This is a genomic window from Achromobacter marplatensis (assembly GCF_049060505.1).
Lineage (GTDB): Bacteria > Pseudomonadota > Gammaproteobacteria > Burkholderiales > Burkholderiaceae_B > Achromobacter > Achromobacter marplatensis_A.
In genome coordinates, this window is sequence record NZ_JBMGRB010000001.1 from 697,323 (window position 1) to 716,913 (window position 19,591).

General features: G+C 65.6%; 16 protein-coding genes. 6 read left to right on the plus strand and 10 right to left on the minus strand.

The window, feature by feature from the left end; translation table 11 throughout:
• Positions 1–23 precede the first annotated feature (23 nt).
• The 7 genes from ACI0FO_RS03105 to ACI0FO_RS03135 all read right to left on the minus strand — a co-directional run bounded on the left by ACI0FO_RS03105 (position 24) and on the right by ACI0FO_RS03135 (position 8,411).
• Positions 24–1,676 (minus strand): ABC transporter permease, encoded by a 1,653-nt coding sequence (locus tag ACI0FO_RS03105; RefSeq protein ID WP_416024032.1) that lies wholly within the window; start codon positions 1,674–1,676, stop codon positions 24–26.
• Entirely contained in the window at positions 1,673–2,722 is a 1,050-nt protein-coding gene (locus tag ACI0FO_RS03110; RefSeq protein ID WP_416024035.1) for an ABC transporter ATP-binding protein, read from the minus strand. Before ACI0FO_RS03110 ends, ACI0FO_RS03105 begins: the two co-directional genes overlap by 4 nt.
• 74 nt (positions 2,723–2,796) lie before the next feature.
• Entirely contained in the window at positions 2,797–3,585 is a 789-nt protein-coding gene (locus tag ACI0FO_RS03115) for an inositol monophosphatase family protein (RefSeq protein WP_416024036.1), read from the minus strand.
• 9 nt (positions 3,586–3,594) lie between these two features.
• A complete protein-coding gene (locus ACI0FO_RS03120; RefSeq protein WP_416024038.1) occupies positions 3,595–5,214 on the minus strand; it encodes an FAD-dependent oxidoreductase in 1,620 nt (539 codons plus the stop codon).
• A complete protein-coding gene (locus ACI0FO_RS03125; protein ID WP_416024040.1) occupies positions 5,211–6,338 on the minus strand; it encodes an NAD(P)/FAD-dependent oxidoreductase in 1,128 nt (375 codons plus the stop codon). Before ACI0FO_RS03125 ends, ACI0FO_RS03120 begins: the two co-directional genes overlap by 4 nt.
• A gap of 19 nt (positions 6,339–6,357) precedes the next feature.
• Complete coding sequence (locus ACI0FO_RS03130) at positions 6,358–7,290, minus strand: 4-hydroxyproline epimerase (protein ID WP_416024042.1); 933 nt, start codon at positions 7,288–7,290, stop codon at positions 6,358–6,360.
• Positions 7,291–7,496: 206 nt separating this feature from the next.
• Positions 7,497–8,411, minus strand: a complete 915-nt coding sequence (locus ACI0FO_RS03135; RefSeq protein ID WP_416024044.1) for a dihydrodipicolinate synthase family protein — start codon at positions 8,409–8,411, stop codon at positions 7,497–7,499.
• Between the two features lie 230 nt (positions 8,412–8,641).
• Between ACI0FO_RS03135 and ACI0FO_RS03140 the strand changes: the two genes are divergently transcribed.
• The 5 genes from ACI0FO_RS03140 to ACI0FO_RS03160 all read left to right on the plus strand — a co-directional run bounded on the left by ACI0FO_RS03140 (position 8,642) and on the right by ACI0FO_RS03160 (position 13,036).
• Positions 8,642–9,274, plus strand: coding sequence for a DUF4198 domain-containing protein (locus ACI0FO_RS03140; protein WP_416024046.1), 633 nt, complete (start codon positions 8,642–8,644; stop codon positions 9,272–9,274).
• Positions 9,275–9,297: 23 nt separating this feature from the next.
• Positions 9,298–9,579: a DUF3649 domain-containing protein gene (locus ACI0FO_RS03145; RefSeq protein ID WP_416024048.1), complete on the plus strand. Its 282-nt coding sequence runs from the start codon at positions 9,298–9,300 to the stop codon at positions 9,577–9,579.
• Positions 9,576–11,267 carry a PepSY-associated TM helix domain-containing protein gene (locus ACI0FO_RS03150; RefSeq protein WP_416024050.1) on the plus strand — a complete coding sequence of 564 codons (1,692 nt, stop codon included), beginning with the start codon at positions 9,576–9,578 and terminating at the stop codon, positions 11,265–11,267. Before ACI0FO_RS03145 ends, ACI0FO_RS03150 begins: the two co-directional genes overlap by 4 nt.
• Positions 11,264–11,587, plus strand: a complete 324-nt coding sequence (locus ACI0FO_RS03155) for a DUF3325 domain-containing protein (RefSeq protein WP_416024052.1) — start codon at positions 11,264–11,266, stop codon at positions 11,585–11,587. Before ACI0FO_RS03150 ends, ACI0FO_RS03155 begins: the two co-directional genes overlap by 4 nt.
• Before the next feature lie 96 nt (positions 11,588–11,683).
• Positions 11,684–13,036, plus strand: coding sequence for a tryptophan--tRNA ligase (locus ACI0FO_RS03160; RefSeq protein WP_416024054.1), 1,353 nt, complete (start codon positions 11,684–11,686; stop codon positions 13,034–13,036).
• Between the two features lie 86 nt (positions 13,037–13,122).
• Here ACI0FO_RS03160 and ACI0FO_RS03165 read toward each other — a convergent pair whose 3' ends face one another.
• Both ACI0FO_RS03165 and tex read right to left on the minus strand, forming a co-directional pair.
• Positions 13,123–13,629 carry a hypothetical protein gene (locus tag ACI0FO_RS03165; RefSeq protein ID WP_416024056.1) on the minus strand — a complete coding sequence of 169 codons (507 nt, stop codon included), beginning with the start codon at positions 13,627–13,629 and terminating at the stop codon, positions 13,123–13,125.
• Positions 13,630–13,917: 288 nt separating this feature from the next.
• The gene (gene tex / locus ACI0FO_RS03170) at positions 13,918–16,290 is read right to left on the minus strand and encodes an RNA-binding transcriptional accessory protein Tex (RefSeq protein ID WP_416024058.1); all 2,373 of its coding nucleotides are present in this window, start codon (positions 16,288–16,290) and stop codon (positions 13,918–13,920) included.
• A gap of 213 nt (positions 16,291–16,503) precedes the next feature.
• Here tex and ACI0FO_RS03175 point away from each other — a divergent pair, with 213 nt between their 5' ends.
• A complete protein-coding gene (locus tag ACI0FO_RS03175; protein WP_416024060.1) occupies positions 16,504–18,609 on the plus strand; it encodes an ATP-dependent DNA helicase in 2,106 nt (701 codons plus the stop codon).
• Between the two features lie 137 nt (positions 18,610–18,746).
• Here ACI0FO_RS03175 and ACI0FO_RS03180 read toward each other — a convergent pair whose 3' ends face one another.
• Entirely contained in the window at positions 18,747–19,535 is a 789-nt protein-coding gene (locus tag ACI0FO_RS03180) for an outer membrane protein assembly factor BamD (protein WP_416024550.1), read from the minus strand.
• Positions 19,536–19,591: the final 56 nt, after the last annotated feature.

The following is a 19,591-nucleotide window of genomic DNA, read 5'->3' on the forward strand; positions in this document are numbered from 1 at the left end:
CGCTAGGGGTGAAAGCAGCCGGCTCAGGCGAAGAGCCGCAGCTTGAATATCCGGGTCGCCAGCAGCACGGGCGCCAGGATCACGGCGATCAGGACCAGGCCGTAGGCGGACGCCTGGGCCATGAGGCCGCTGTCGATCAGCCGGAAAATCTGAATGGGCAGGGTTTCGTGGCCGGGTGAATACACGATGACCGACGCGCTCAATTCCGACACGGTGGTGGTCCAGGTCAGCACGGCCGCGGCCGCGATGGCCGGCGCCATCAGCGGCAGCACGACTTTCAAGAATGACGCCAAGGGCGGCACGCCAAGACTGACGGAGGCCTCTTCGATGGAGTCAGGCAGGTTGAAGAGCGTGGACGAGGCATTGCGCACGCCGAACGGCAGGCGCCGCACGATGTAGGCCAGCACGATCAGCGCGGCGGTGCCTGAAAGATCGAATGCGCCGTGGCCGAAAGTCATCAGCAGGCCGATGCCGATGACGGTGCCGGACAGCGCCAGCGGAATCGAGCTGAGGTAATCCAGCCATGGTGTCAGCAGGTTGCGCTTTTTGACGATCAAATAGCTGGCCAGTGTGCTGAAGCCGATGGCGATCAGCGTGGCCACGCCTGCGTAGACGATGGAATTCAGGACGGGCGCCGGCGCGCTGATCAGCACGCGCTCAAGGTGGGCGGCCGTCCATTCGCCCCAACGCATCACAGGGCCGTTCGCGCGGGTGAAGGCGCCTGCTGCCAAGGTTCCCAGCGGCAGCATGGATAGGGCCATGACGCCCAGCGCGGCGCCCGCCATCGCCAGCGCACGCGGGCCGCGTAACGGCGTGGCAGGCGCGCCGCGCCCTTGCGTGATCTCGTATCGTCCGCGCGAGACGATCCAGCGTTGAAGAAAGAGCGCCAACATCACCAACGATATCGACGTGGTCGCCAATGTGCTTTGCATGACCGGGTCGCTGCCGGTCTCTGATACCGACGCCTGGTAGGTCAGCACGGACAGCAGTTCGACCTCGTGCCCCAGGATCATCGAGGTGGCGAAGTTGCCCACCACCATGGTGAACACCAGCAGGGCGCTGGCCAGGATGGCGGGCATCACGACTGGTGCCATGACCTTCAGCCGCGACACGGATGGCGATGTACCCAGGCTTTGCGCGGCCTCTTCCAATTGGGAATCGAAACCCCGGATCGCCGCCAGCGTGCCGATGTAGATGTAGGCGTAGTAGGTGAAGGTCATGACGATCAGCAGGCCGGGCCAGCCGTAGAACGAAGGAATGTCCAACCCTAGCCCGTCGCGCAGGGTGCGCGTCAGCACGCCGTTGTTGCCCAGGATCATCAACCAGGTCTGCGCGCCGATCACTTCGGGAATGACCAACGTGATCAGGGGCAGGATCGACACCAGCACTTTCCCGGGATAGCGGTGACGCGCGGTCAGGTAGGCCAGCGGCACGCCGATGCCGGCGGCCAGTACCGTCACGCCCACCCCGAGCATCAGGGTGTTGCCGATGGCGCGCAGGTAGCGCGGGTCGGACATCAGCAGGCGCCAGCCCGAATGGCCATCTTCGTTGCGAGCCAGCATGCTGGCCGACAAGATGTTCAGCACCGGCCACACCAGGAAGACGGCCAGCACGGCCAGCACCGCCAGCGACAGCCAGGTCCAGGGCGACCGCAATGAGGAGAGCAGCCGTTTCATGATGCCAGCACCAGGGTCTTGTTGGGATCGAACGCCAGGCTGACCGCCATGCCGCAGGCCAGCGGCGTTGCTTGGCCGCCATGCACATCCACATTCATGAGACGGCCACCGGGCAACTGAACGCGGTAGTTCATCTTGATGCCCAGGTACTGTTCCGCCAGGATGCACGCGGGCACGCCCGGCCCCGGGGACGCCGACAGTCGGATATCTTCGGGCCGCGCGACCAGCACGGCCGCGCCGTTCAAGGGCGCAGGCGCGTGCGCGGCGATAGCGTACCCGTCCAGGTCCAGTCGCACGGAGCCCGAAGCGGGGGTCACGCATTGCACGGGCAGCAAGTTCGCGGCGCCGATGAAGTCCGCGACATAGCCGCTGGCGGGATGCGCATAGACATCGCGCGGCGCCCCCAATTGCGCCACGCGGCCCTTTTGCATGACCGCGATCTGGTCAGACAGCGCTAGCGCCTCTTCCTGGTCATGGGTGACGAAGACGGTGGTGATGCCGGCCTCCCGTTGCAGGTCGAAGATGGTCTGCCGGACCTGGATGCGCAGCTTGGCGTCGAGGTTCGACAGGGGTTCATCCATCAGCAGCACCTGAGGCTGGATGACCAGCGCTCGGGCCAGCGCCACGCGCTGACGCTGTCCGCCGGAAAGTTCGGCGGGCAGCCGCTTACCGTATTCCGCCAGGCCCACGCGTTCCAGTGCGGCCGCGACTTTCTGCTTGATCAGGGCCGGCGCGACTTTTCGGGCGCGCAGGCCATACGCCGCATTGTCGAAGACGCTTCGATTGGGAAAGAGCGCGTAGTCCTGGAACACCATGCCGATATCGCGCTGGTGCGCGGGCAGGCGGGTGACGTCCTTGCCGCCGAACAGCAGGCGGCCCGATTCAACGGGAATAAAGCCCGCCAGCGTGCGCAGCAAGGTGGTCTTGCCGCAACCGCTGGGCCCGAGCAGCGTGAAGAAGCTGCCCGGCGCGATGTCTAGATTCAGCCCGTCGATGACGCGTTGCTGGTTGTACGAGATGCAAAGATTTTCAATGCGAATATCCATGGCAGGAGGCTCCTGGCCCAAGAGGGAACATGTCGGTGCGGGGAAACAGCCGGCGGTTGCGGCTAGCGGCAGAGTCAGGCCATGGCGTGGCGCACCAGGTCCAGCGCTTCGCGGTGGCGCCCGGGATCCCCTGCGGCAAGAATGCGCGGGCTGGGGTTGTCCAGGCTTAGGGCGTGGCCGTCCCAGTCGGTGATGACGCCGCCAGCGCCTTGGATGACCGGAATGAACGGCGCGTAGTCGTATAACGCCAGCCTGGCGTCGATGGCGACGTCCGTGCGGCCCGACGCCAACACGCCGTAGGCCAGGCAACAACCGCCATAGATGCGCCAGCGCGTGCGTTCGCGCAGGGCCTGGAAGGCGGGAAGCTCTTGCGGCGTATAGAAATCGGGGTTGCTGGTGGTGAGCATGGCGTCGCCCAGTTGGTCGCAAGCCCGTGTGCGGCAAGGTTGGCCCCGGTGCCGGGTAGGGCGGCCGGCTGCGCCGACCCAGCGGTCGCGGGTGGCGGGAAAATCCATCAGGCCCATGACGGGCACGCCGCGCCGCAGCAGCGCGATCAGCGTGCCGAACACGGGGATCCCGGCGATGAACGGGGCGGTACCGTCGATGGGGTCCAGTACCCAGACGTACTCGGCGTCCAGCCGGATGGTGCCGCCTTCTTCGCCATAAATGCCATGGCCGGGGAACGCGCTTTCAATGCGCAAGCGCAAATGCGCCTCGATGGCGTGGTCCAGCGCGGTGACGAGGCTGCGGTCCGGCTTGATGTCGGTGCGCGGCGCGGTGCTCAGGTAAGGCGCGTATAACTCGCGGGCCTCATCGGCCAGGCGCTCGGCGAAGGCGATGCTGTCGTCCAGGGTAGTCGTCATGGGGTCTCCTTATTGGGGGGATCCGCCGCGTGAGCGCAGCGTGTTGTCGTTGGGGGCATGGGCGTGGCCATCAAGGTGGCCAAAGCCGGCAAGGGTGTCGATGCGGGTGGGCGTCAGCAAATGCCGGGAAGGCATGGGCTGCCAGCCATACAACGCTTGCGTGGCGGCACCGCATACGCGGCCCTGGCAGGCGCCCATTCCGCAGCGAGTGTGTAGCTTGGCGTCGATCCAGCTGTCGCAGGTAGCCAAGGCGGATTGCGGCACGTCCTCGCAGCGGCAGACCAGCGTGTCGGGGCGGGCCAGCGCCAGCACCGCGGGGGCCAATGAAAAATGACGGCGCAGGGTGTTGGCGAAAGCCTGCCATCGCGCCAAGCCAGGCGCCAGGCGCGTGGCCCGTGCCAATTCGCCGATCGCCGCGTATCCGGCGATCGCGCCCTGGATGCCCGCCCGTTCGCTGCCTCCGACACCGGTGCATTCTCCGGCCGCATAGACGCCGGGCACGCCGGTCTGAAGCAGGTCGTCGACTTGCAGGCCACCGTGGGCGTTTAGCGCGCAACCCAGCATCTGGCCCAACTGCGTGTTGGGCACCAGGCCAAATCCGCAGGCCAGCCGGTGGCAGGCGAGTTGTTCTTCTTGGCGCCCGCGGCGCAGCCTGACGTGTTGCAGCCGGCCGTCGCCGCGGGCTTCAAGCACATGGCTGGCGCCGCGGTATTGGGGGTGCAACAGGGCGGCGGCTTGCAGGGCCTTGCCGGGCCAGCGGGCCAGGCCGCCGGAAAAGCGCAATAGCGCCGGCCACGCGGCTTGTTCCGCGATACGGACCACGGTCGCGCCGGCGTGGCGCGCGCTTCGTGCAGCCGCCAGCAGCAGCGGGCCGGAACCTGCGATCACGATGCGTTGGCCGCGCACCGGAACACCGCCTTTGATCAGCGCTTGCAGGCCCCCCGCGCCCGTCACGCCGGGCAACGTCCAGCCGGGAAACGGCAACAGCAGTTCCCGCGCGCCCGTACAGAGGATCAGTGAACCATAGTGCTGGACCCACCCCTGCCGTGCGTTTTCCAAAAGCAGCGCGGATGATCCGGGCTTCCCGGCCAGCCCCGCCACGCGCGTGCCGCAGAGCATCCGGATGTTGGTGTAGCGCGCCAGTTGGTCGCGTTGATGCCTGGCGGAGGCGGGCAGCGTTACCGCAGGGCCGTCGCGCCAAATCTGTCCGCCAGGGGCCGGGTTGTCGTCCACGACGACGATGGCTCGCCCGCTGGGAGCGGCCGCCAGCGCCGCGGCCATTCCGGCGGGACCCGCGCCGATGATGAGCAGGTCGCAGGTGTTGTCGTGACCTGCAAGCAAAGCCGCGGCGGGAGCGGCGCGCGTGCCGGCGTCCAGCACCGTTTCGATGTGCATGCCTTGTTGACAAGGCGTCTGGCAGGCCAGGCGTAATTGCCCATCGATCAGAACGCGGCATTCGTGGCAGACGCCCATGCCGCAGACGGCGGCCCGATTTTCTCCGGTGATCGAAATGCGCGAGTTGCCGGGTGCGCGGGCGGCCAGGGCGGCGGCGACGCTGCTGCCGGCGGCAACGTTCACGGGCCGGCCATCCAGCTGGATGCGCACGCGTGCAAGTGGGGCGGGCGTCATGTCGCGGCCTTGTAAATGGGGAAACGGATGGCCGAAAACGGCGCGGGGTTTAGCGGCGGCGGCGCGCCCGTAATTAAAGCGGTCAGCAGTTGCGCGGTGGCCGGGGCGGTCGTGACGCCCAGGCCTTCGTGGCCCACCGCTAACCACAGCCCCTTGCGCGCGGGATGCGAACCGATGATGGGCAGGCCGTCGGGGGTGGCGGCGCGCACGCCCGTCCAGGTGCGGATGATGTTGTGGCCGGACAGCGATGGGAGGTAGTCGATCGCAAGCTTGAGCATGCGCGACAGCACGGCGGGTTCAATGGCGGGGTCGGCTTCGCCCACTTGGCGTGATGATCCGATCAGCAGTTGGCCCGTGGGGCGCGGCTGCACGTTGAACGCGACGGCAGCGCCTTCGCGCTGCTGCGTGCTGGCCATGTAGCCCAGCTCGACCAGTTGGTGATGGATTGTGAAGGGGTAGCGGTCCGTGATGGCCAAGTGGCCTTTCTTGGGATGTAGGGGAAGGTCCGTGCATAGGCGGGCGGCCGGCATGCCGGCCGCCAAGACCACCGCGCTAGCGTTCCGCCGAGTGCCGTCGCTGATTACCGCGCCTTGCGCGTCGATCTCTTGGACCTCGACGGCCTCGAACGATAGCGTGGGGGGCGAATGCGCCAACAGCCAACGCGCGGCGTCGGGGGCGTAGACCAGGCCGTCGCCTGGCACTTGCAGCGCGCCGGCCAGGCCGGCGCGCAAGGCAGGTTCGGCCGCGGCGAGTTGACGCGCGTTCAATAGCGTGGCGGCAATGCCGCATGCACGCAGGCGTGCCTGCTTGCGTTCGGCCTCGGCCATTTCCTCGTCGCCGGTGGCGATCCACATTGTGCCGCAGCGGGTGTAGGCGCAGCCCGGCGCAGTGGCGTTCATGCGGGGCCCCCATTCCTTCCAGATTTCCAGCGACGCGCTGCTTAGCGCAAGTTCGGCCGCGTTGTCGTCCATGGCGACAAGGTGGCCCATGCCAGCCTGCGTGGCGCCGCCCACGCGGGCGTCGACGACATGCACTGAAAGGCCGGCCCGCGCCAGATCGTGGGCGCAGGCGGCGCCGACGATGCCGGCGCCGATCACCAGAACGTCCGTATGAGGGTGTGACATGAGAGGGCTTCTTTGGGGACTACAGACGGATGCCCCAGCCGAAAGGATCGTCCGGGTGGATCAGCAGGGTGGCGTCGGCGCAGACATGGGCACGCCCGCGGATGGTGGGCTGGATATGGTCCCCGACCTGCACATAGCTTGCTTCGAACATGCTTCCAATCACGCTGGCCTGACGCCAGACCTGGCCGGGGGCCAACTTGCCGTCAGCCGCCAGGCAGGCCAATTTGGCGCTGGTTCCGGTGCCGCAAGGTGAGCGGTCATAGGCTTTGCCGGGACATAGAACAAAATTTCGGCTGTCGGCGTCGGGATCAGGCGCGAACAGTTCGATATGGTCGACTTCCGCACCGTCGGCGCCCGTGATGCCTGCGCGTTGCAAGGCCTGGCGGACGGCCCAGGCATAGGCGGTCAGGGCGTCGAGGTTGTCGGGCGCGATGCGCTGGTCGTGGTTAGCCGCCAGGAAAAACCAGTTGCCGCCCCATGCCACGTCGCCGGTCACGTCGCCGTGGCCTGGCACATTCACGCGTACAGCGTGATGCAGTCGGTAGGCGGGCACGTTGCGCACGCTGACCGAACCGTCGTCGTGCAGGGTGGCCCGGACGGAGCCGACGGGCGTCTCGATGCCGTGTTCGCCGGGGGCAAGCTGGTTCAGATAGGCTAATGTGGCGACCACGCCGATGGTGCCGTGCCCGCACATGCCCAGATAGCCGGCGTTGTTGAAGAAGATCACGCCGGCGGCGTTGGCCGGGTCGGTGGGGGCGCACAGCAATGCGCCCACCATGACATCGCTGCCCCGGGGTTCCAGCACCGTGGCGGCGCGCCACGCGTCATGTTGATCGGCAAGCCGTCGTTGCCGCTCGGCCATGGTGCCGGCGCCCAGATCGGGAAAGCCCGAGATGACCAGCCGGGTGGGTTCGCCACCCGTGTGGGAATCGATGACACGGATCTGCTTCATGGAGCCGCCTTTGGTTCAACAGGGTTGGCCCTCAGCGCGAGGGAAGGGTGGTGCAGCCTTAGTCTAGGCAGGGATCGGGGTGATGTCGTGCTGTGGTCGACCGCAGCATCACCCCGCTGCGGAGACCGAAAACCCAGCGGGATAACCTTGGGTTATCTATGGGCGATCGCCGCCGGGTGCCGTCCCGTACTGCCGCGTGCCGGCGATCAGGGTACGGACTGGTATTTCGCCGGGCGCGTGGCCAGCGCCTTTGCCACCACGCGTTCGATCAGCGCACGCTCTTCGCCGATGACGGGCAGCCGCGGGCGGCGCACGTGTTCGGTGCCCACGCCGACCAGCACGTCAATCAGCTTCAGGTTCTGCACCAGCTTGGCCGAGACGTCCAGATGCAGCAGCGGCGTCATCCACTGGTAGAGCGCCAGGGCTTCGGCATGCTGGCCGGCTTTCATCAGCTCGTAGAGGGCAACGGTTTCGCGCGGGAAGGCGCACCCCACACCGGCGAGCAGGCCGTCGCAACCCAATGCCAGGCCTTCGTAGGCCAGGTCGTCCACGCCCAGGAAGATCTGGTAGCGGTCGCCCACGGCATTACGCAGGTCCGTGACGCGGCGCGTATCGCCCGAGCTGTCTTTCACGGCCGCGATCCATTTGCAATCTGCCAGTTCGGCCATGTGTTCCGGCTTCAAGTCGACGCGATAGGCCAGCGGATTGTTGTAGACCATGACGGGCTGCTGCGCGGCGTCAGCCATGGTGCGCACGTTCAGCATGGCTTCGCGCGCATCCGCCACGTAGATCAGGGATGGCATGAGCATGAACCCGGCCACGCCCAGTTTGTTGGCGCCTTCGATATAGCGCAGCGCTTCACGGGTGCTGGTTTCCGACACGTTCGCCAAAACGGGTACGCGGCCGTCAGCGGCGTCCAGGGCGATCTTGGCGACCTCCAGTTTTTCTTCCAGCGTCAGGGTGCTGGCCTCGCCCAGCGAGCCGCAGGTGACCATGCCATGGACGCCGTTGCGGATCTGGAAGTCGATGTGTTTGGCGGTGCCTTCGGCATCGATCCGTTCGTCGGCGTGGAACTTGGTGGTGATGGCGGGAAAAATGCCAGTCCAGCAGGGATGGGTCATGAGGACCTCCGGGTTGAAGAGCGGTTGAAGAGCGTTGATATGTGCTTAATATATTTAATCCAGGATTTAAAAGAATAGGGGTTAACCAGCGTGTCTTATCCATCCCTAGTTTTTTCACCCGAGTCGTAGTGAGAATGGTTATAATTTAGGCCCTGCCAAACAGGCATCGGCCGCGGGGCTTGCCTGATTGGGGTGTTGGACCGTTTTTCGGACTAAAGGAAAAAATCAAAATGAAATTCGCTAGGACTTTGGCCGCTATTGCCCTGCTGGGCAGCGCGGGCGCCGCGCAGGCGCACTTTGTTTGGCTGGAACGCAGCGCCGAAGGTCCGGCCAAGGCGTACTTCGGCGAATGGGCTGACGACGTGCGCGAAAAGCGCGACGGCCTGCTGGGCAAGGTTCTGGTGGCGCCGGTCGTGACCGGCGCGGACGGCAAGGCGCTGAAGGCGTCGGCCGAAGGCGCGGATTTCATTGCGTTTGGCGCGGCAGGCAAGGGCGATGTCCGTCTGGCCCAGCCGATCCAGTTCAAGGAAACGCTCGTCAAGTACAACGCCAAGGCTGGCCGGGCCGATACGCAAGGCAAGCTGGACCTGGAACTTGTGCCGACCGCCGCCGGCGCGAATACGTTTGTCCTGCAGTTCCAGGGCAAGCCGCTGGCCAAAACCGAAGTCACCGTGTTCGGCCCGCCCAAGTGGGAAAAGCGCTTCCATAGCGACGAAAACGGCCGCATCGAAATCACGACGCCGTGGCCGGGCCAGTATGTGCTGGAAGCCGCGCACGTCGAAGAGAAGGCGGGCGAGGCCGACGGCAAGTCCTACACCAAGGTCCGCTACGTATCCACCCTGACTTTCAACGTGTCCAAGTGAAAGCTCCCGCAGCCGGCGCAGGCATGATGCGCTACCGAATGGCCGTATTTTCCAGAATGGCTGCGGCCATCCTGGGCGGCTATGTCCTTGCCTCGGCGGCTGCGGCGTGCCTGGCCGTCTGGCTGCCGATGGGGCGGGCAGACGCCGTCACCACGGCGCAGATGCTGTCCTTCGTGTTCTATACCTGTGCCGTGATCTGGGTATTCGCCACGCGCAACGCCTGGCGCGCCTGGGCCGGCGTCCTGCTGCCGGCGGCCGTGCTGGGCGGGCTGTTCCTGGCCGGGCGAATGATGGGGGCGGCATGAAGGCAGCCAAAGTCAAAGCGCAGGGCGAAGAAGGCCTGCGCCAGTCCATGTCCTGGCTGCACACCTGGGCCGGGCTGATCTTCGGCTGGGTGCTCTTCGCGATGTTCCTGACGGGGTCGCTGGCGTTCTTCCGGCCCGAAATCACGCAGTGGATGCAACCCGAGATCGAGGCGAAGCCGGTACCCGCCGTGCAGGCGGTCGAAATCGGACAACGTTACCTGAGCGAACATGCGCCGGATGCCAAACGCTGGTTCATCACACCGCCTTCGGACCGTGAACCGCTGATCCAGATGCTGTATCAGGTGCCCAAGCCCAAACCGGGCGAACGCGGATTCGTGCGCGTGAAGCTGGATCCGGCGACCGGGCAGGCCGTGACTGGCCGCGAGACACGCGGCGGAGAGTTCTTCTACCGGTTCCACTTCGAGCTTGAAACCGCGTTCCCGTGGGGGCGCTGGCTGGCCAGCATTGCGGGCATGTTCATGCTGGTGGCCATCATCAGCGGCATCATCACGCATAAGAAAATATTCACCGACTTCTTTACCTTCCGTCCTGGAAAGGGCGGACAACGCGCCTGGATGGACGGGCACAACGTATTGTCCGTGTTGGGGCTGCCGTTCCACCTGATGATCACGTTCAGCGGCCTGGTGCTGTTCATGGTGATGCTGATGCCCGCGGGCATCCATGCCGTCTATGAAAGCCCGCGCCAATACACGGACGACGTCTTCAAACAGTTCAAGGTCACGCCGCCGCTGAACCAGCCCGCGCCGCTCGTCCAGATCGCGCCGCTGGTGGAACAAGCCCAGCAGCACTGGCAGGGCCGGGTCGGCCGCGTTACCGTCAACAACCCCGGGGATGCCGGCGCCACCGTCACGCTGGTGCGTGATGCCGCCGACGGCGTGTCGTATGGGCGCTTGGCGCCCTATATGCGCTTTAACGGCGTGACGGGCGAACTCCAGGAAAGCGAGGACGACCTGAGCGCCACGGTGAAAACCGCTGGCGTGATCACGGGCCTGCACCTGGGCTTGTTCGCGGAACCGCTGCTGCGCTGGTTCTATTTCCTCGTCAGCCTGGCGGGCACTGGCATGGTCGGCACCGGCCTGGTGCTGTGGATTGCCAAACGCCGTCAAAAGGCGCGGCCGGGCGACGCCCGTGAAGCGTTTTCCCTGCGACTGGTCGATGGCCTGAACGCCGGCACCATCGCGGGCGTGGTCTTTGGCGTAGCGGCCTTTTTCCTGGTCAACCGCCTGCTCCCTGCAGACATGCCGGGGCGCCAGGTCTGGGAAGTGCGTGCCTTCTTTTCGGCGTGGGCGCTGTCGCTGGTCTATGCCTTTTTGTTCCAGCGCCGCAAATGGCAAGACCTGTTGGCCGTGGCCGCTGCATCGTTGGCCCTGGTGCCGGTGGTCAACGCGTTCACCACGTCGCGCCATCTGGGCGTGTCCCTGCCGCAAGGCGATTGGGTCATGGCCGGATTCGACCTGACGTGCCTGGCCAGCGCGTTGCTGTTCGCGTGGATGGCCCGCAAGGCGGCGCGGGTACGCAAAGCCCCGGTGAAGGTCCGCGCGAAGGCCGTGGCCCAACCCCGCGCCGGCCAGCCTGCCGTTCAAACGGTTTCCGCCCAAGCCGCTGAGCCCGAGGCGCCGCGCGCCCCGAACCCCGTCGTCTATGAACCGCGAGGCGATACGCCATGACGCTTGCCGCATTTTGCCTGGCTTACGCCGGCTTTTCCGCCCTTTGCCTGGGCATGGACCGCCACTACGAAAACCTGTTCGACCGCGCCATGCCGCGGCGCCACCGCGTGCCGCTGCGGGCGTTCGGCTGGGGCGCACTGGCGTTGTCGCTGTGCGCCTCCGCGGCGGTCTGGGGCTGGAGCTACGGCACGGTCGAATGGATCGGCATCCTCAGCATCGCAGGCCTGCTGCTGATCTGGTTCCTGACGTTCCGCCCGCGCGCCGCGTTGACCACGGGTGGGATTTGCGCCTTGGCGGCGCCGCTGCTGGCCGTTTTGTAGCGCGGCGTTTCCGCCTTGGCCGGGGCGCCGTTCGGCGGTTCCGTGCCGCCGGCACGTTACACTGCTTGTTTCCCCTAGCAAACGCCTCTTCGCCCCATGAATACCCGCGTCCTTACCGGCATCACCACGACTGGAACCCCTCACCTTGGCAATTACGCAGGCGCGATCCGTCCCGCGGTCCAGGCCAGCACCCAGCCCGGCGTGGACGCATTCTTTTTCCTGGCGGATTACCACGCGCTGATCAAGTGTGATGATCCTGCCCGCGTCGCGCGATCCCGCCTGGAAATCGCGGCCACCTGGCTTGCGGTAGGGCTGGACCACGAACGCGTGACGTTCTACCGCCAATCCGACATTCCTGAAATCCCGGAACTCAGCTGGCTGTTGACCTGCGTCACGGCCAAGGGCCTGATGAATCGCGCGCACGCCTACAAGGCGTCGGTGGACCAGAACGTGGCTAAAAACGTGGACCCCGACGACGGGGTCACGATGGGGCTGTTCTCGTACCCGGTCCTGATGGCCGCCGACATCCTCATGTTCAACGCGAACAAGGTGCCGGTGGGCCGCGACCAGATTCAGCATCTGGAAATGGCGCGCGATATCGCCCAACGCTTCAACCACTTGTATGGCCGCGACTACTTCACGCTGCCGGAAGTGACGATCGAGGAAGACGTGGCGACGCTGCCCGGCCTGGACGGCCGCAAGATGTCCAAGAGCTACAACAACACGATCCCATTGTTCGAAGGCGGCGCGAATGCGCTGCGCGCGTCGGTGATGCGCATCGTGACGGATTCGCGCGCGCCGGGCGAAGCCAAGGACGCCGAAAGCTCGCACCTGTACACCCTGTACCGCGCGTTCGCGACGCAGGCCGAATCGGCCGTATTCCGCAAGCAGCTGGAAGAAGGGATGGGCTGGGGCGACGCCAAGCAGGCGCTGTACGAACACCTGGAAGCGCTGCTGGCGCCGATGCGTGAAAAGTACGTTGACCTGATTGCTAACCCCGGCCGCATCGAAGACATTCTGCAAGCCGGTGCCGCCCGCGCCCGCAAACTGGCCGTGCCGATGATGCAGGAGCTGCGCGAGGCCGTGGGCCTGCGCAACCTGGGCGCCGGCGTGGCGGCGGGCAAGGTGCAGGGCAAGAAGGAAAAGGGCAAGGGCGCCCGTTTTGTCAGCTTCCGCGACGAAGATGGCGGCTTCCGTTTCCGCCTGTTGGCGGCCGATGGCGAAGAGTTGCTGCTGTCGCAGCGCTTTGCGGATCCGAAAGAGGCCGGCGCCTTGATGCGCCGATTGCAGTCCGAACCGGCAGCCAGCGTGCTGCAGGCCAGCGCCGAGGGCTATGCGGCCGTGATCGATGGCGTGGCGGTCGCTGTGGCGCCGTCGGGCGCGCAGGCGGGGGCCGACGCTCAATTGGCGCGTGCGCGCGATGCCTTGGCGTCGTTGGCGCAGGAATAAGGTTTCAGCCGGCGGCGCATCGCGCCGCCGGCGGACCCCACCGCAATATCAGGAACGTTCCGGGCGTGGCCCGGAAACCCGTGCCGTCAGGCCAGACGGGCGCTGGCCACGATGCGGCCGTCGCGCACCTGGAAGCGCTGGGCATTGCCCTGGCCCGCGATTTCAAGCATGTCGCCTTCCGAATAGCCCGTGACGTTCGGGCAGTCCAGCCACTCCGGGTTGATGAAAGGGAAGTACTTCAGCGTGCCGCTGCCTTGGCTGGCAAAGTCGAAGGTGGTATTGGCGACGACTTCCGGATCCCATTGGCTGGCGTCGAAGACCAGCGCGCAGCCCACGCCGATGCGATAGACGATGCTGGCCCCCATGCTGGCGAAACCCAGCGCACCCACATGCAGCTGGGCGCCGTTGCGCAGTTCGATGATGCGGGTGCCCAGGCGTTCCAGCGTGATGTGCTTGAAGGTCACTTCAGCGCCATCAACGATCAGATGCGCGTACTGGCCCAGCGTCACTTCGTTGTAAGAGCCGCTATGGCCGGCTTCTTTTTCAGTAATGGTTGCCGCTTCATTGGCGGCAAGCGTAATGGTATTGCGCATGACGGATGGCTCTCCGGGGATCTCAGGGATAGGGCGCTGTTGTTGTTGTGCTTCGTGCCTGATAGACGGGTCGCGCCGCTGTTCGCCTGATCATGGAATTTGTGCCTGCCGGGTTCCCCTACGCCACCGGCTTTTATTATTTGGACACAATTAGATATTTTCACTCATTTTTGTAGTTTGATGATTGAGGGAGCGCAAGGAATAAGCCCATTTAAGGGAAAGTCCTAAGCTGAATAAAAAAAGCCCGGCGCGCAATGCACCGGGCTTTTGTCGTCTGACCGGGGAAGATCAGCGCTTGAGCTTGGCGAAGGCATCCGCCATCGCACTGTTGGCCGCGCCGCCGCCGGCATTGCCGCGCCCGCCATCGCCTTGGGGGCGGCGGGGCCGGTCGCCGCCCTTGGGCGCGTCGCCACTGCGGCGTGCCGGGGCCGCGGTATCGTTCAGGCGCATGGTCAGGGCGACGCGCTTGCGCGCGGCGTCCACTTCCAGCACCTTCACGCTGACTGTCTGGCCCACGCGCACCACATCGCGGGGATCCTTGACGAACTTCTCGGCCAGGGCCGAGATATGGACCAGGCCGTCCTGATGCACGCCGATATCGACAAACGCGCCGAAGTTGGCGACGTTGGTCACGACGCCTTCAAGCACCATGCCGGGATACAGGTCGTTCAGCGTTTCCACGCCTTCCTTGAACTGCGCCGTCTTGAACTCCGGGCGCGGGTCGCGGCCGGGTTTTTCCAGTTCGGCGAAGATGTCGCGTACCGTTGGCAGCCCAAAGCGCTCGTCGGTGAAGTCCGACGGCGATACGCCCTTCAAGGCATCGCGCTGGCCGATGATCTGCTTCACTTCGGCCTTGATCTTGGCGACGATACGCTCGACCACCGGATACGCTTCGGGGTGGACCGACGAGGCGTCCAGCGGGTTGTCACCGTTGGGGATGCGCAAAAAGCCCGCGGCTTGCTCGAAGGCCTTATCGCCGAAACGCGGCACCTTGCGCAGGATGTCGCGGGTGGGGAACGCGCCGTTCTCGTCGCGCCACGCCACGATGTTCTTGGCCAGCAGCGAATTCAAGCCCGATACGCGGGCCAGCAACGCGGCCGATGCGGTATTTACGTCCACGCCGACGGCGTTCACGCAATCCTCGACCACGGCGTCCAGCGAACGCGCGAGCTCGCGCTGGTTCACGTCGTGCTGGTATTGGCCCACGCCGATCGCCTTGGGATCGATCTTGACCAATTCGGCCAAGGGATCCTGCAGACGGCGCGCGATGGACACGGCGCCGCGCAGGGTTACGTCCAGGTCGGGGAATTCCAGCGCTGCGGTTTCCGATGCGGAATACACGGACGCACCGGCCTCGGAGACCACCACGCGGGTGACCTTCAGATCGGGGAAGCGTTCCATCATGTCGCCCACCAGCTTTTCGCTTTCGCGGGAAGCGGTGCCGTTGCCGATGGCGATCAGGTCGACTTTGTGGCGCGCGACCAGCGCGGCCAGCGTGTTGATCGTGCCTTCGCGGTCGCGACGCGGTTCGAACGGGTAGACGGTAGTGGTGTCGACGACCTTGCCGGTCTGGTCGATCACGGCGATCTTGCAACCCGTGCGGATGCCGGGGTCCAGGCCCAGCACGGCCTTGGGGCCGGCCGGCGCCGCCAGCAGCAGGTCCTTCAGGTTGGCGGCGAACACGCGGATGGCTTCGGCTTCGCCGCTTTCGCGCAGGCGGCCGATCAGTTCGCTTTCAAACGCGGTCAGCAGCTTCACGCGCCAAGTCCAGCGGCAGACTTCGCCCAGCCAGCGCGCGCGCGGCGTGGCGTCCAGCGCGAACAGGCCGTTGCCCAGCTTCAAGAAGTTGGCGATGCGCGCGACGCACGGATGCGGCAGTTGCGCTTCCAGCTCGGCTTCCAGGCCCAGGCGCAGTTCCAGCACGCCCTGCTGGCGCCCGCGTAGCAGCGCCAGAATGCGGTGCGAGGGCAGCGTGCGCAGCGGTTCGTTGAAATCGAACCAGTCGCGGAAGTTCGCGCCTTCGGTTTCCTTGCCGTCGACCACCTTGGAATAGATCAGGCCGGTGGACCACAGGTGCTCGCGCATGTCGGCCAGCAGGTCCGCGTTTTCGGCATAGCGCTCGGCCAGGATGTCCCGCGCGCCGTCCAGGGCGGCCTTGGCGTCGTTGATGGACGCCTCCGGGTTCAGGTATTGCGCGGCCAGCGCGGCGGGGTCGCAGGCCGGATCGGCCAGGATGGCGTCCGCCAGCGGTTCCAGGCCCGCTTCGCGGGCGATCTGGGCGCGGGTGCGGCGCTTGGGTTTGTACGGCGCGTACAAATCTTCCAGGCGCTGCTTGGTGTCGGCCGTTGCGATTTCCTGCTGCAGCTCGGGCGTGAGCTTGCCCTGTTGCGAGATGGATTCAAGGATGGAGCCGCGGCGCTCTTCGAGTTCGCGCAGATAGCCCAGGCGCACTTCCAGATTGCGCAGCACGGTATCGTCCAGGCCGCCGGTGGCTTCCTTGCGATAACGCGAGATGAAGGGCACGGTGGCGCCGTCATCCAGCAATTCCACCGCCGAGGCGATCTGGGAGGGGCGAGCGCCAAGCTCGGTGGCAAGCTGCGCGACGATGCGGGCGTTGTCGACGCCGGCGGCGACGTTCGTGATAGCGGAAGTTTCAGACATCTCTATACGACGACAAAAAGGAAAAACAAGGGGCGGATTGTGCCATAAGCCACTGTTACAGAACGTGCCAACCTGGACCGATCCGTCCCTGCGACGGCGCGAGACGGGCGCGGCAACGGGTATCATTTGGTCCTTTCCCACATCAGTGTCTGGCGGCCGAACCGTAACCGGTACCGGTTCACCATAGACTCCGACCGACACTAGGCTGCCGTAATGCTGGACCTGGATATTTCCGAATTTTTTGACGAGGACGGGCCCCTGGCTACGGCCATGCCCGGCTACAAGCCGCGCCCTTCGCAGGTGGAGCTGTCAAAGGCCATCGGCGACGCCATCCAGGACCGCGCCACGCTGGTGGCCGAAGCGGGCACCGGCATCGGCAAGACCTGGGCCTATCTTGTACCCGCCTTCATCCAGGGCGGCAAGGTGCTGATCTCTACCGGCACCCGCACGCTACAAGACCAGTTGTTCGCGCGCGATCTGCCGCGCGTGCGCGCCGCGCTGGCTGCGCCCGTGACCGCCGCGCTGCTCAAGGGCCGCGGCAATTACGTCTGCCATTATCACCTTGAGCGCCTGCAGGGCGACGAGCGCGCGCTGAAGTCGCGCACCGAGATCCAGCAACTGCGCCAAATCCAGGTCTTCGCGGGTATCACCAAGACGGGCGACCGCAGCGATCTTGCCCAGGTGCCCGAAGACGCCGACATCTGGCAACGCGTAACGTCCACGCGTGAGAACTGCCTGGGCCAGGAATGCCCGCGCATCCGCGACTGTTTCGTCGTCAAGGCGCGCCGCCAGGCCCAGGAGGCCGACGTGGTGGTGGTCAACCACGCGCTTTTCATGGCCGACCTGGTGCTGCGCGAAGAGGGTGTGACCGACCTGTTGCCCGAAGCCGATACGGTCATCTTCGACGAAGCCCATCAGTTGCCCGATACCGCTACCCGCTTCCTGGGCAGCAGCGTGTCCACGCACCAGTTGATGGACTTTGGCCGCGCGCTGGAAGTCGCGGGTCTGGCTTACGCGCGCGAAGCCGCCAAATGGAGCGACGTCAGCCGTCATCTGGAAACCGCCGCGCGCGAATTGCGGCTGGCCTGTGCGCCGCTGGATCGGATGCCTGGCCGCAAAGCCACGTTCGACGCGATCCCCAACCCGGAAGAATTCGACGAGGCGCTGGCCGCCCTGCGCGAGGCCGTGGACACGGCCACCAAAGCCTTGGGCGCGGTGGCTGAGAAACACCCCGACCTGATGGCCGCTGCGCGCAGCGGCGCCGAAATCTCCGTGCGTCTCAAACGCTGGGCCACGCCGGGCCGCGCCGATGCCGGCATGGCGGACGAAGGCTGGGGGCGCGACGATCAATCGCCCGACGCGTCCGACGCCGCTACCGACTTGGGCGACGGCCCCTCCACGCCGGCCTCCATCCTGGAAGGCGTGGCCGCGGCAGCCGTTCAATGGACGGGGCCCGCGGTGCGTTGGGTCGAACACGGTCAGCACCACGTGCGCCTGCACTCCGCGCCGCTGTCGGTGGCGCAGGCGTTCTCCAAATACCGCAAGCCGGGCCAAGCCTGGATCATGACGTCGGCCACGCTGTCGGTGAACGGCGAATTCACCCACTTCACGAGCCAGCTGGGGCTATCCAGTGCCCGCACGGGCAAGTGGGAATCGCCGTTCAACTATCCCGAACAGGCACTGCTTTTCGTGCCTCGCGGCATGCCTGAACCCCAATCGCCCCAGTTCCTGGATCGCTTCGTGCAAACGCTGTTGCCGCTGCTTGAAGCCAGCCCCGGTGGCACGCTGGTGCTGTGTACGACGCTGCGCGCGGTCGATAAGGTTGCGACCTTGCTCGCCGACGCCTTCGACGATGCCGGACACGACTGGCCGCTGCTTAAACAGGGCGAGGGCACGCGCCGCGATCTGTTGGACCGCTTTTGCAAGCTCAAGCATCCGGTGCTGGTGGGCAGCGCCAGCTTCTGGGAAGGGATTGACCTGCCCGGCGACGTGCTGACACTGGTTGCCATCGACAAACTGCCGTTCGCGCCGCCCGATGACCCCGTCATCGAAGCGCGCCTGCGGGCCTGCCGGGCCCAGGGCGGCAATCCGTTTTCGGAATACCAGTTGCCCGAGGCCGCAATCTCGCTCAAGCAGGGCGCGGGCCGCTTGATCCGAACCGAGTCGGACTGGGGCGTGTTGATGGTGGGGGATGCGCGCCTGGTCGAAAAGCCTTATGGCAAGCGCCTTTGGCGCGGCCTGCCGCCTTTCGCCCGGACGCGTGAACTGGAAGAGGTGCTGGCGTTCTATCGGCGCAAGCAAGAAGGCGCGGACGCGTAGCGCTGTAGGAATCGCGGTCGCAGCGGTTCCGGCGGACAAAAAGAAAGCCCCTCGAGGGGCTTTCTTTTTTTTCCCATGCGGTGACATTCCGCAGGCTGGCCAATCAAACGCGGGCTGGCCAGCCAGACGCGGGTCTATCAATCAAACGGGTTCCACCAGCTGCGGTCGGCTGTCAGGCCCTTGGTCTTGAAGTCGCTGTTGGGGAAGTTCTTGTCGTAGACGCGTTGCGCGTCGTTCTTCAGTTCCGTCATGCCCAGCTTGTCGTAGGACTCGACCATCAGGTAGAGCGCCTCTTCGGTGGCGGGGGCGCCTTCGAAGTCGGTGATCACGGTCTGCGCGCGGTTAGCCGCCGCCACGTAGGCGCCACGTTCGTAGTAGTAGCGGGCGACGTGGACTTCGTTCATGGCGATGGTGTTGACCAGCCATGCCACGCGCTTTTCGGCGTCCACCGTGTACTTGCTTTCCGGGTAGCGCTTGATCAGTTCATTGAACGCGTCATAGGACGCGCGTAGCCCCTTGGGATCGCGCTCGGCAGGGTCCTGGCCGGTGATATTGCTCATGAAGGCGCTGGCCGGCGTGAAGTTGATCAGGCCCTTCAGGTACAGGGCGTAGTCGGTGCCGGGGTGGTTGGGATACAGCTGCTGGAAGCGGTCGATCGCGGCCAGGGCTTGTTCGTTTTCGCCGTCTTTCCAGTTGACGTAGGCCAGTTCAAGCAGGGCTTGCTGGGCATAGACGCCGAAGGGGTAGCGGCTTTCGATGGCGGTCAGGCGTTCGCGTGCTTCCTTCCAGCCTCCGGAGGACATTTCGGCTTTGGCGTCGGCGTAGAGCTGTTCGGCGCTCCAGTTGGTGGTCTTGTCGTATTTGCTGTTGGTCGAGCCGCAACCGGCGATGACGATGACGGCAAATAGCGCGATAACCACGCGCAAAACCGGCCCGCTTCGGGATGCGGGGTTCGAGGGAGCTGCGGAGTGGTGAATCACGA